The 11,808-nt window shown below is 76.5% G+C and carries 10 protein-coding genes; 8 read left to right on the top strand and 2 right to left on the bottom strand.

The window, feature by feature from the left end:
• Window positions 1-82: 82 nt before the first annotated feature.
• The 4 genes from NXY84_RS19535 to NXY84_RS19520 all read left to right on the top strand — a co-directional run bounded on the left by NXY84_RS19535 (window position 83) and on the right by NXY84_RS19520 (window position 4,037).
• Window positions 83-793, top strand: coding sequence for a type 1 glutamine amidotransferase domain-containing protein (locus tag NXY84_RS19535; protein WP_258724692.1), 711 nt, complete (start codon window positions 83-85; stop codon window positions 791-793).
• 95 nt (window positions 794-888) lie between these two features.
• Complete coding sequence (locus tag NXY84_RS19530) at window positions 889-1,812, top strand: MerR family transcriptional regulator (RefSeq protein WP_258724691.1); 924 nt, start codon at window positions 889-891, stop codon at window positions 1,810-1,812.
• Window positions 1,809-2,819, top strand: a complete 1,011-nt coding sequence (locus tag NXY84_RS19525; RefSeq protein ID WP_258724690.1) for a transglutaminase-like domain-containing protein — start codon at window positions 1,809-1,811, stop codon at window positions 2,817-2,819. Before NXY84_RS19530 ends, NXY84_RS19525 begins: the two co-directional genes overlap by 4 nt.
• A 90-nt stretch (window positions 2,820-2,909) precedes the next feature.
• Window positions 2,910-4,037, top strand: coding sequence for a hypothetical protein (locus NXY84_RS19520; protein WP_258724689.1), 1,128 nt, complete (start codon window positions 2,910-2,912; stop codon window positions 4,035-4,037).
• A gap of 25 nt (window positions 4,038-4,062) precedes the next feature.
• On the opposite strand, the gene NXY84_RS19515 is transcribed toward NXY84_RS19520, so the two are convergent.
• Together NXY84_RS19515 and NXY84_RS19510 are read right to left on the bottom strand one after the other, a co-directional pair.
• A complete protein-coding gene (locus NXY84_RS19515; protein WP_258724688.1) occupies window positions 4,063-4,662 on the bottom strand; it encodes a GrpB family protein in 600 nt (199 codons plus the stop codon).
• 33 nt (window positions 4,663-4,695) lie between these two features.
• Window positions 4,696-6,087 (bottom strand): glucose-6-phosphate dehydrogenase, encoded by a 1,392-nt coding sequence (locus tag NXY84_RS19510; protein WP_258724687.1) that lies wholly within the window; start codon window positions 6,085-6,087, stop codon window positions 4,696-4,698.
• 162 nt (window positions 6,088-6,249) lie between these two features.
• Between NXY84_RS19510 and purD the strand changes: the two genes are divergently transcribed.
• The 4 genes from purD (at window position 6,250) to NXY84_RS19490 (ending at window position 11,747) form a co-directional block, all read left to right on the top strand.
• Window positions 6,250-7,554, top strand: a complete 1,305-nt coding sequence (gene purD / locus NXY84_RS19505; protein ID WP_258724686.1) for a phosphoribosylamine--glycine ligase — start codon at window positions 6,250-6,252, stop codon at window positions 7,552-7,554.
• Window positions 7,555-7,649: 95 nt separating this feature from the next.
• Window positions 7,650-9,098: a PQQ-binding-like beta-propeller repeat protein gene (locus tag NXY84_RS19500; protein WP_258724685.1), complete on the top strand. Its 1,449-nt coding sequence runs from the start codon at window positions 7,650-7,652 to the stop codon at window positions 9,096-9,098.
• A gap of 492 nt (window positions 9,099-9,590) precedes the next feature.
• Window positions 9,591-10,793, top strand: coding sequence for a serine hydrolase domain-containing protein (locus NXY84_RS19495; protein ID WP_258724684.1), 1,203 nt, complete (start codon window positions 9,591-9,593; stop codon window positions 10,791-10,793).
• A 12-nt stretch (window positions 10,794-10,805) separates the two neighbouring features.
• Window positions 10,806-11,747 carry a phosphoribosylaminoimidazolesuccinocarboxamide synthase gene (locus NXY84_RS19490; RefSeq protein WP_396126406.1) on the top strand — a complete coding sequence of 314 codons (942 nt, stop codon included), beginning with the start codon at window positions 10,806-10,808 and terminating at the stop codon, window positions 11,745-11,747.
• Window positions 11,748-11,808: the final 61 nt, after the last annotated feature.

Below are 11,808 nucleotides of genomic sequence, written 5' to 3'. Positions count from 1 at the left end.
GGCCCGGACGACCCGGGGCGCGCTCCGGCCGTCGATCGCCCAGACTCGTGCTGTCCCCGCACCCGTCCGACAGGAGCCTCCCGTGTCCCGCGTCCTCATGGTGGTCTCGGCCGCCGACACCCTCGTGCTCACCGACGGCACCGCGCACCCGACCGGGTTCTGGGCCGAGGAGCTCGTCGTCGCGCACCGGACGCTGAGCGAGGCCGGGCACGAGGTCGTCGTCGCGACGCCGGGCGGCGCGCGCCCCACGGTCGACCCGGTGTCGCTCGACGAGAAGACCGTCGGCAGCGCCGAGAAGGTCGACGAGCTGCACGCCTACCTCCGCGAGATCGGGACCGCGCTCGACGCGCCGGTCCCGCTCGAGAGCGTCGAGGTCAGCGGGTTCGACGCCGTCGTGCTGCCGGGCGGGCACGGCCCGATGGTGGACCTCGCCGTCGACCCCGCGCTGGGTCGCCTGCTCACCCAGGCCGACGAGGGCGGCCTCGTGATCGCCCCGTTCTGCCACGGGCCGGCGGGGCTGCTGTCCGCGACGACCGACGACGGCGGGTTCGTCTTCGCCGGCCGTCGGCTCGCGGTGTTCACCGACGAGGAGGAGCGCACGGGCGGCACGGGCGAGACGACGCCCTGGTTCGTCGCGACCCGGCTCCGGGAGCGCGGCGCGGTCGTCGAGGAGGGCCCGGCGTGGGCCAGCTTCGTGGTGCGCGACGGCAACCTGGTGTCCGGGCAGAACCCGCAGTCGAGCGAGGCCGTCGCACAGGCCGTGCTCGACGCGCTGGGGGCGGGCCGGCGCTGAGGCCGGCGCCGCCGCCGGGCCCCGTGCCGTCGCGTCGCCGGCGTCCGTCGTGTCGCCCTTGACCCTCCCCCTGGGGCAGGGTCGACAGTGACGGGGTGACGACGACGCACCAGCCACCCGCGCTCCTGACGATCGGCCAGCTCGCCGAGCGGTCCGGGCTCAGCCTCAAGGCGCTGCGCCTGTACGACGAGCTCGGGCTGCTGCCGCCCGCGCGCGTCGACCCGGGCTCCGGGTACCGGTACTACGACACCGGCCAGCTCGACCGTGCCCGGCTCATCGGCCTCCTGCGGCAGGTCCGCATGCCGCTCGCCGACATCGGGGCGCTGCTGGCCGACCGGGACCCGGAGCGGCTGCGGGCCTGGTGGCGCGGGGAGGCCGACGACCACCGGCAGCGCGAGGGCGTCGTGCGGTACCTGCTGACGGAGCTCGACGGCGCCGAGCGGCCGGTGATCCCCGTGCTGACGCGGCACGTGCCCGACGAGAAGGTCGCCACGACGTCGGCGCACGTGCTGCAGCCCGACCTCCCGCGGTACATCCCGGAGGCGATCGGCCGGCTGCGCGCGCACCTCGAGGAGTGCGGGGCGACCGCCCGGGACATCGACTGGACCGTGTACCACTCGTCGTCCACCACGGACTCCGCGGGGCTCGTCGAGGTGTGCGTCCCGTTCAGCGGCACCGTCCAGCCGACCACCGAGGTCACGGTCCGTGTCGAGCCCGCGCACCACGAGGCGTACGCCCGGATCACCAAGGGCGAGGTCCGGGCGCCGCACATCATGTTCGCGTTCGACGCGGTCGCCGCGTGGCTCGCCGAGCACGGTCACACGCGCACGCTCGACCCGCGCGAGGTGTACTTCGCGGACTGGGTCGCGGTCGACGAGTCGACGCCCGCGGTCGACATCGCGTACCCGTTCGAGCCGGCCGCGGACGCGGGTGCGACGGCGGGCGCCGACGGCGCAGGAGCACCGGGCGCCGGCGCGCCGGGGCCGGACGCCGGCACGCGCGCGGAGGTCGCCCCGTGACCCGCGCCGGAGCCCGGAGCGAGGCCCTCGACCGCTACCGCACCCACACCCCGTTCACCGACCCCGGCGCGCACGCCGCGCTGCTGCGCACGCTCCCGGCGGACCCCGGCGCGCTCGCCGCCGCGGTCCGCGGGCTCGTCGTGCACTACGCCGCGTCCGGCCTGACCTTCCCGCCCGACCGGCTCGCCGACATCGACAGCCGCTGGGTCGAGGCCATGCTCGCCCGCCTCGCCGAGCGCGACGCGGCGCCGCTGGCCGAGCCGCGGGACGTCGGTGCGTGCCTCGTCGGCTGCTGCCGCGACTTCACGTTGCTCCACGTCGCCGCGCTGCGCGAGCACGGTGTCCCGGCGCGCAGCCGCGTCGGGTTCGCGCCGTACCTGCGCCCGGACTTCGCGCACGACCACGTCGTCGCCGAGCGCTGGGACGCGGACCAGGCGGACTGGGTGCGCGTCGATGCGCAGCTGGACCCCGCGGACTGGCGCGACGTGGACGTGTCGGACCTCGGCACCGGGCGGGGCAGCCCGTTCCGGCCGGCGTCGCGGCTCTGGCTCGACCACCGCGCGGGCCGCCTGACCGCCGCGGACCTCGACGGCTACGGCGTGAGCCCCGACCTGCCGCTGCGCGGGCGCTGGTTCGTGCGGAACTACGTCGTCGTCGAGCTCGCCCACCTGACCGGGCACGAGCTGCTGCTGTGGGACCTGTGGGGCGCCATGACCGCGCCGGCCGTCGGGCCCGACGGGGAGCTCACCGAGGTCGACGCGCCCGACGACCCCGAGCTCGACGCGCTCGTCGACCGGGCGGCGCGACTGCTCCTCGACCCGGACGCCCATCTCGCGGAGCTCGACGCGCTCGCGGCCGACCCGCGCCTCGACCCGCGGACCGGCGTGGTGTGCGACTCCCCGCGCGGCGTTCAGGAGACGGTCGACCTGACCGCGCGCCGGGCCGCACCGCAGACGCCGCACGAGGCGGCGGACGACCGGCCGCACGACCCCGTCCTTCGCCCCTAGGGGCAGCCGTCTCACCCCGGTCCGGGCTGGAACCGCGGGCCGGACAGGCGTCGACTGGGGGTCCGGGTGGCTGCGGACCAGGGGGATGCCATGGACGTACGACGGGTGCTCGTGCGGGGGCTGGTGGCCGGCCTGCTCGTGCCGCTGGGGGTCGCGGCACCGGCGTGGGCGGCCGCACCCGAGGGGGTCGCGGTCGGCTGCGGGGACACCGTGACCGGCCCGGCGTACCTGGCGACCGACCTGGACTGCGACGGCGTCGGGGTGCGCCTCGGGGCGGACGCGTCGCTCGACCTCGCCGGCCACGTGCTGGACGGCGGCGGGAGCGGCACGGGCGTGCTCGTGACGAACCCGGCCGGAGGCGGTGCGCAGTCGGTCTCCGGCGGGACCCTGCGGGGGTGGGACGTCGCCGTGCGGTCCGACGACGTGTGGCCGCCCGAGTCCGAGGCGTCGGTGGACCGGCAGGTCGTGGACGTGACCTTCCGCGACAACGTGACCGCGGTCGGCTGGGGCCGGGACCCCGCGTGGTGGGGCACGCTGGCGGTGCACGGCTCACGCTTCGTCGGCAACGACCTCGCGGTCGAGAGCTTCTTCCACGGCCAGGTGACCGCGGACGGCTCGACCTTCGCCCGGAACGCGGAGGTCGTCGTCGCCCGCGCCAGCCGGGTCGTGCTGCGCGGCGCGGACCTCCGGGACAACGACGTCGTCGTCGCGTTGGTGGGCGAGGGGGACGTCCTCGTCGAGGACAGCGTGCTCGTCCGCAACCGCGTGGTCGTGGGCGGCACGAAGCAGTGGGGCAGCGTGCGGATCGAGCGCAGCACCGTGCGGCGCAGCGACGTCGTCGTCGCCCCCGGCGGGGTCGAGAGCAGCACCTGGCTCGTCGACGACGTGCTCACGGACAACGCGGTCGTGGTCGACCTCGTCGGGGAGTCCGGCGGCGTCGTCGGCAGCACGTTCCGGCGCAACGGGGTCGCGGTGCGTGCGAGCGCGCCGGCCGAGGGTCTCGGGCCGTTCCAGGTCCTCGACAGCACGTTCCGGCGCAACGGGGACGCGATCCTCACGACCGGTCCCGTCGAGCTCGGCGGCAACCTCGTCACGCACAGCACGGGGTGGGGCGTCCTCGCGCCCGGCGCCGTGGACCTCGGGGGCAACGTCGCGTCCGGCAACGGCCACGAGCCGCAGTGCACCGGCGTGGTCTGCGCGTCACGCCCCCGGAGCTGAGCGCCGCCGAGCGGGCGCCCTGGGCTCAGAGCAGCCCGTGCGCGCGGAACACGCGCTCGAGGATCTCGTGGACGACCGGCTCCTTGAGCGCGTTGTAGTCCATCCCGGACCCGCCGCCGCGGACGCGCAGCGCGTCGACGGCGGCGTGCTTCGCGGCGGCGTACGCGGCGCGGTCCTCGGGGTGCTCGCGCAGCCAGTCGCGGAAGAGCCGGTGCCGGACGACCTCGGGGCAGTCGGGGCTCCACACGTGCAGGTGCGCGCGGGGCTCGGCGTGCGCGAAGACCCGGTGCTCGTGCCAGGCGCGCTCGCGCAGGCTCAGCGTGAAGCCCTCGGCCTCGAGCGGCGCGCGGTACGCGGCCTCGTCGGTCGAGTCGGGGACCGTCAGGTCCAGGTCGATGATCGGCTTCGCGTCCAGCCCGGGGACGGACGTCGAGCCGACGTGCTCGAGCGCGAGCACCCGGTCGCCGAGCGCCCGCCGGACGCGGGCGGCGAGCTCCTCGTAGGCGTCCGCCCACGCCGGGTCGTGGGCGGTCACGGTGATCGGGCCGCCCTGCGGGGGAGCGACCCACTCGAGGCCGTCGGGGTCGTCGGGGAAGTGGCGGACGATCTCTGCTGGGCTCGGCACCGTCCGAGGCTAGCGAGCGCGCGCCCGCCGCGGTCAGCCCCGCGGCCGCTCCGGTCCCGCGCCGCCCGCCGGGTAGTCGACCAGCGGCGTCGCGCCGCCCGCCCACGCGTCGAGGATCGGCTGCACGATGCGCCAGCCCTCCTCGGCCTCCTCGGCGTGCGCGGACAGCCGGGTGTCCCCGGCGATCACCGCGAGCAGCAGCTGCCCGTACGGCGTCGGGTCCTGGCGGGCGAGCTCGGTGTCGAGCTGCACGGTCTCGAGGTCGAACGGGTCGCCCATGCCGTTGACGTTGAGCCGCAGCGACATCCGGTCGGGGTCGAGCTGGAGGCGCAGCTCGTTGGCCTCGGCGTGCTGCCCCGTGAACACGTCGTGGGGCACGGGCCGGAACCGGACGACGACCTCGCGCCGGTCCGCGTCGAGCGCCTTGCCGGTGCGCAGCCGGAACGGCACGCCGCCCCACCGCCAGTTGTCGATGGACAGCGTCACGTCGGCGTACGTCTCCGTCTCGCGCGCCGCGTCGACGCCCTTCGCGTCCACGTAGGAGTCGACCTGCCGCGTCGCGCCGTCCTTGCCGGTGACCTCCCCGGCCGTGTAGCGGCCGCGCACCGTCGAGCGCGCGACCTCCTCGGGGGACAGCTCGCGCACCGCGCGCAGCACGTCGACCTTGCGCTTGGACAGGTCCGACGGGCCGACCGACAGCGGCGGCTCCATCGCGACGTACGTGAGGAGCTGCAGCAGGTGGTTCTGCACCATGTCGCGCAGCGCGCCCGAGCGGTCGTAGTAGCTGCCGCGGGACTGGGAGTCGACGGTCTCGTCGAACACGATCTCGACGCTCTCGACGTACTTGCTGTTCCACAGCGGCTCGAGCACCGCGTTCGCGAACCGCAGGCCCAGCAGGTTGATCACGGTCTGCTTCGCGAGGAAGTGGTCGACGCGGAACGTGCGGTCCTCGGGGACGACGGCGGCCAGCGCGGCGTTCAGCGTGCGGGCGCCCTCGAGGTCCTCGCCGAACGGCTTCTCGACGACGACGCGCAGGCCCGCGGGCCGCTCGCACTTCCCCAGCGCGGAGATCACGTCGCGGAACAGCACGTGCGGCAGCGCGAGGTAGAGCACCACGGGCTCGTCGCCCTCGGCCGCGGCCTCCGTGAACGCCTGCTGCAGCGTGGCGGGGTCGGTCACGTCGCCGTGCACGAAGCCCGCCTCGTCGGCGAGCGCGCGCACCTGCTCGGCGGGCCCGTGCCCGGGGTGCTCCGCGACGACGCCGCGCACGTGCTCGCGGAACGCGTCGGGCGTGAGGTCGTCCTGCGCGACGCCGACCAGCCGCAGCCCGCCCTCGACGAGGTGCAGCACCTGCGTCAGGCCCGGGAGCAGGTAGCGGCGCGTGAGGTCGCCCGTGGCGCCCAGCACGATCATGTGTGCGGTCATCGTCGTCCGTCCCCGAGTGCGGCGGCCCTGCGTCGGCGCGAGCGAGGGCGTCCCCACTCCACCCGAGCGGCACCGGCGCCGCAACCGGGGCCCCTGCCGGTGGCGCGCCGGCCCGACGGACACCCCGGGCCGGGTGCTGCGGCGCTCGGTAGGCTCCCCGCCGTGGAGATCCTCGTCATCGGCACCGGCGCGCGCGAGCACGCCCTCGTCCGCGCGCTGTCCCGCGACCCCCAGGTCACCGGGCTGCACGCCGCCCCCGGCAACCCGGGCATCGCGCAGCACGCCCGGATCCACGGCGTCGACCCGCTCGACGACGCGGAGGTCGCCGCGCTCGCCCGGTCGCTCGGCGTCGACCTCGTGGTCGTCGGTCCCGAGGCCCCGCTCGTCGCGGGCGTCGCGGACGCGGTGCGCGAGGCCGGGATCGCGGTGTTCGGGCCGAGCCGCGAGGCCGCGCAGCTCGAGGGCTCCAAGGCGTTCGCCAAGGAGGTCATGGCCGCCGCCGACGTCCCCACCGCCGAGCCGCGCGTCGCGTCGACCCCCGAGGAGGCCGCCGCGGCGCTCGACGAGCTCGGCGCCCCCTACGTCGTCAAGGACGACGGGCTCGCCGCGGGCAAGGGCGTCGTCGTGACGACCGACTACGCCGAGGCCCTCGCCCACGCCCACGCGTGCCTCGCCAAGCCCGGCGCGCGCGTCGTGATCGAGGAGTACCTCGACGGCCCCGAGGTCTCGCTGTTCTGCCTGTCCGACGGCGCGACCGTCGTCCCCCTGGTGCCCGCGCAGGACTTCAAGCGCGCGCAGGACGACGACCGCGGCCCCAACACGGGTGGCATGGGCGCGTACTCGCCGCTGCCGTGGGCGCCGCGCGGGCTCGTCGAGGAGGTCGTCACGCGCGTCGCGCAGCCGACGATCGACGAGATGGCCCGCCGCGGGACGCCGTTCGCGGGCGTGCTGTACGTCGGCCTCGCGCTCACCACGCGCGGCACCAAGGTCGTCGAGTTCAACGCGCGCTTCGGCGACCCCGAGACCCAGGTCGTGCTGGCCCGCCTCGCGACGCCGCTCGCGGGCGTGCTGCACGCCGCGGCGACCGGCACGCTCGCGGACCTCCCCCCGCTCGAGTGGAGCGACCAGGCCGCCGTGACGGTCGTCGTCGCGTCCGAGGGCTACCCCGGCGCGGTCCGCGGCGGTGACGAGATCACCGGCATCGAGGACGCCGAGCAGGTCCCCGGGGTGCACGTGCTGCACGCCGGCACCGCGCTCCAGCAGAACCCCGCCGGGGACGACGACGACGCGCTCGCGGGCGCCCGCCTCGTCTCGGCCGGCGGTCGCGTGCTCTCGGTCGTCGGCGTCGGTGCCGACCTCGCGGACGCCCGCGCGGCGGCCTACGCGGGCGTCGAGCAGATCGAGCTCGCGGGCTCGCACCACCGCACCGACATCGCACGCGCGGTGTCGCTGGGGCCGTCGGCCTGACGCAGCGCGGTGTCGCTGGGGCCGTCGGCCTGACGCAGCGCGGGGACGCGTGGGCGTCGCCCCCGCCGGTGCGCGTGCCGCGCTAGCGTCGGCCCGTGCGTGCGCCGCGGCAGGGCCAGGTCGACGTCGAGCTCGTCGAGACGGTCGGCGACGACGTCGCGCCCGAGGCCGAGCCCGGCGCCGACTGGCGTGAGCTCGTGCGGCGGGTGCCCGGACGGGCCTGGGCGGTCACCGCCACGGTCGTGGCGCTCGGTGTCGGCGTCGTCGGGGCCGTCGAGTGGCGTGCCGACCGGGCGCAGGCGGCGCGGCTGGCGGGCACGGACGGGCTCACGGTGTCCCTCGCCGAGCCGCTCGCCGAGGTGTGGCGGGCCCCGCGCCAGGGCGTGGTCGGGGTCGTCGGGGACGTCGCGGTCCTCCACGGCGGCACGAACCAGGGGGTGCTCGGGGTCGGCGTGCGCGACGGCGAGACCCGCTGGGAGCAGCCCGTCGGCGGGGCGGGGTGGTGCTGGCTCGAGCGCCTCGGCCCGGACGACCGGCGCTTCGGACCGTGGAGTGCGCCGCCCGCACGGCTCGAGGCCGGCGAGGCCGTGCTCGGGTGCGCCGACTCCCGCAGCGGAGGCATCGACGAGCAGGGCACCGAGGTCACCGTGCTCGACCCCGCGGAGGGCGGCGTGCTGCGCCGCTTCGAGGTCTCCGGCCCGGGCACGGGCTCGACCTCGGACGTCGACGACGGCGTCGCGTCGCTCGGCCTCGACGACGAGGGCCGGGTCGTCGCGGGCCGGTGGGACCTGCTCACGGGCGAGCGGACCTGGGCGTACGTGGGCCCGCGCGTCGACCTGGACTCCCAGGGCGTCGGCAGCTCCATCAGCGGGGACACGATGACCGTGGCCTCCGGGGCCGTGTCCGTGACGCTCGACGCGTGGACCGGGGAGGTCGTCGGCACCGAGGGGAGCACGCGGCCGGTCGTGCAGGAGCTCGACCGGCTGCCCCTGGCCGACGGCGGGGTCGCCGTCTCGACCGCGATCGGCGAGGAGCGCTTCGAGATCGTCGTGCAGGACGAGGACGGCGAGCAGCGCTTCCTGACCGGCGGCTACGCGCTGCGCCCGGTCGCGGACGACGGCAGCGCGCCGCAGACCCTGCTCCTGTCGTCGCCGAAGCGGCCCGGGATCATGGCCGTGGACGCGCGGACCGGCGACGAGCTGTGGCGCTCGCGCGTGTCCTCCTGGCAGGTCGCGGTGCTCGCCGGTCTGGTGATCCTGCGCGACGAGCAGCGGCTCACGGCCCTCGACGCGCGCACCGGCGCGACGGTCTGGACCCGCGAGGACCCGGCCCCCGAGACCGGCGTGCGTTTCGTGACGGACGGCCGTGTGCTCCTGATGCCCGTCCGTGGGGACGGCGGGACGGACCTCCTGGCGCGGGTCGCCGAGACGGGCCGGGAGCTGTGGCGCGCGCCGGCGCCGGTCGCCGAGGGCTACCTGGAGGCGCTGCCCGACGGGCGCGTGCTCGTCATCGGCTCGGGCGAGACGGTCGTGCTGGCGCCGTAGCGGCGGCGGCCTACGGGCTGAGCTCGCCGACCACGCGCGCCGCCTCCGCGCGCAGGGTGACGCCGTGCGCGAGGGCGCTCGCCTCGAGGTGGGCGAGCGCGTCATGCGGTCCGCCGCCCTCGTGCACCATGACGATGCCGACGGCCTGGCACGGCGGCGGACGAGGCGAACCCGGCGAGGGTGGACGCCTCACGCCACGCCGACCGCCGGGTCTCCGCCTCGACCTGCGGGACGACCAGCACCGAGCCCGCGTCCATCGAGGTGAGGCAGGGGCCCTCCCCGGCCAGGTGCTCGACCTCGTCGCACAGCTCGGCGGCGACGTCGCTGCCTTCCGCGACTGTGCTGTCCCCAGGGTGCGACGGGCGACGGCGGCGCGCCATCGGGCGGCCGCGCGGCGTCGCGCGGTGTCGGCGTCTTGCGCGGTCGATGACTTCCGTCCCGTGCGGGAGTCGTCCCCGGGGACGACGTGCGGGCGAGGGCGAGGAGCGGGACGTGGACGGTCTGGACCCGGCCGGGGTCGAGCGGCTCCGGGAGACGATGGCGTCGCACGTGGCGTCCGGGGCGGTGCCCGGGCTGGTGTGGCTGGTCCGCCACGGCGACGACGTCGCGGTCGGCGGCGCCGGTGTCCTCGACACCGCGACCGGGACGCCGGTGACCCGGGACGCGCTGTTCCGGATCTCCTCGATGACCAAGCCGGTCACCGCGGTGGCGGCGCTCCGCCTGGTCGACGAGGGCGTGCTCGACCTCGACGAGCCCGTGGACCGGCTGCTCCCGGAGCTGGCCGACCGCCAGGTCCTCGCGGAGCCGGGCGGTCCGCTCGACCGGTGCGTCCCGGCGCGGCGCCCGGTGACCGCGCGCGACCTGCTGACCTCCCGGCTGGGCCTCGGGACGGACTTCACCGGCGCCCACGACCAGCCCGCGATGCGGCGGCTCGCCGAGCTCGGGCTGCCGTCCGGGCCGCCCGCGCCGGCCCGGATGCCGACGCCCGACGAGTACCTCGCGCTGCTCGGGAGCGTCCCCCTCGAGCACCAGCCCGGCACGCGGTGGCTCTACCACCTGAGCCTCGACGTGCTCGGGGTGCTCGTCGCGCGCGCGGCCGGCGCCCCGCTCGCGGACGTGCTGGCCGAGCGCGTGCTCGCGCCGCTCGGCATGCGCAGCACCGGCTTCTGGGTCGCCCCCGAGGACCGGCACCGGTTCGGGCCCTGCTACGCGCCCGACCCGTCGACCGGCGAGCGAGGCGTGTACGACCCCGCCGAGGGGCAGTGGAGCGCGCCGCCGCCGTTCGCGAGCGGCGCCGACGGGCTCGTCTCGACGGTCGACGACGTGCACGCGCTCGCGGCGATGCTCCGGGCCGGCGGGTCGGTCGAGGGACGCCAGGTGCTGAGCCCCGGGACGGCCGCCGCGATGCTGGCGAACCACCTGACGCCCGAGCAGCGGGCGACGTCGTCGCCGGAGCCCGGCGGGGCGCTGGGCTGGGGGTTCGGTCTCGGGGTGCAGGTCGCGCGTGACCCGGCGTCGGGGACGGCCGCAGGCGGCTACGGGTGGGCCGGGGGGCTCGGCTCCACGTGGACCACGGACCCCGAGCTCGACCTGGTCGCGATCCTCCTGACGAACCAGATGTGGACGTCGCCCGAGCCGCCGCCGGTGGCGCGCGACCTCCTGACCCTCGGGCGCGCGACCGTCCGGTCGGGGTGAGTGCGGCAGGATGTGCGCGTGAGCGCGACGACCGCACCGGCCGGCTGGACCCACACCTACTCGGGGAAGGTCCGCGACCTGTACGTCCCCGACGCCGCGACCGAGGCGGGCCGCGCGGTGCAGCAGCGGCACGGCGACGTCGTGCTCGTCGTGGCGAGCGACCGGATCAGCGCGTACGACCACGTGCTCGCGTCCGAGATCCCGGACAAGGGCATCGTCCTCACGCAGCTGAGCCTGTGGTGGTTCGCGCAGCTCGAGGACCTCGTGCCGAACCACGTCGTGACCGCCGAGCCGGGCGACGAGCCCGGTGACGTCCCGCCGGCGTTCGCGGGGCGCGCGATGGTGTGCCGCCGGCTGGAGATGTTCCCGGTCGAGTGCGTCGCGCGCGGCTACCTCACCGGCTCCGGCCTCGCCGAGTACCGGGCGGGCGGCGAGGTCACGGGGATCCGGCTGCCGACCGGCCTCGTGGACGGCTCCCGCCTCCCGGAGCCCATCTTCACGCCCGCGACCAAGGCCGAGCTCGGCGACCACGACGAGAACGTGAGCTTCGACGTGGTCGCGCGGACCGTCGGCGCCGAGGCGGCCGAGCGGCTCCGGGAGCTCACGCTCGCGGTGTACGCCCGCGCCGAGGGGATCGCGCGCGAGCGCGGCGTGGTCCTCGCGGACACCAAGCTCGAGTTCGGCACCGACCCCGTGACGGGCGAGGTCACGCTCGGCGACGAGGTCCTGACCCCGGACTCGTCGCGGTTCTGGCCCGCGGACGCGTGGGAGCCGGGTCGCGCCCAGCCGAGCTTCGACAAGCAGTTCGTGCGCGACTGGCTCACGTCGCCCGCGTCCGGCTGGGACCGCGCGGGGCACGCGCCGCCGCCCGCGCTGCCGGCCGAGGTCGTCGAGCGCACGCGGGCCCGGTACGTCGAGGCGTTCGAGCGGCTCACGGGGCACGGTCTCGGCTGAGTCGCGGCGCACGCGGCAGCACCTCGGCCGGACCGGCAGAACCGGAGGGTCGCGGGTGGGT

The organism is Cellulomonas sp. NS3 (genome assembly GCF_024757985.1).
Taxonomy (GTDB): domain Bacteria; phylum Actinomycetota; class Actinomycetes; order Actinomycetales; family Cellulomonadaceae; genus Cellulomonas_A.
The sequence above is the reverse complement of the archived record's forward strand: the minus strand, read 5'-3'. Positions and strand labels throughout refer to the sequence as shown.

Bases quoted from the DNA above. Each gene is read 5' to 3' on its own strand.
- NXY84_RS19520 (WP_258724689.1), top strand. From the start codon at position 2,910: ATGGACGTACGACGGGTGCTCGTGCGGGGGCTGGTGGCCGGCCTGCTC.
- NXY84_RS19510 (WP_258724687.1), bottom strand. From the start codon at position 6,087: ATGACCGCACACATGATCGTGCTGGGCGCCACGGGCGACCTCACGCGC.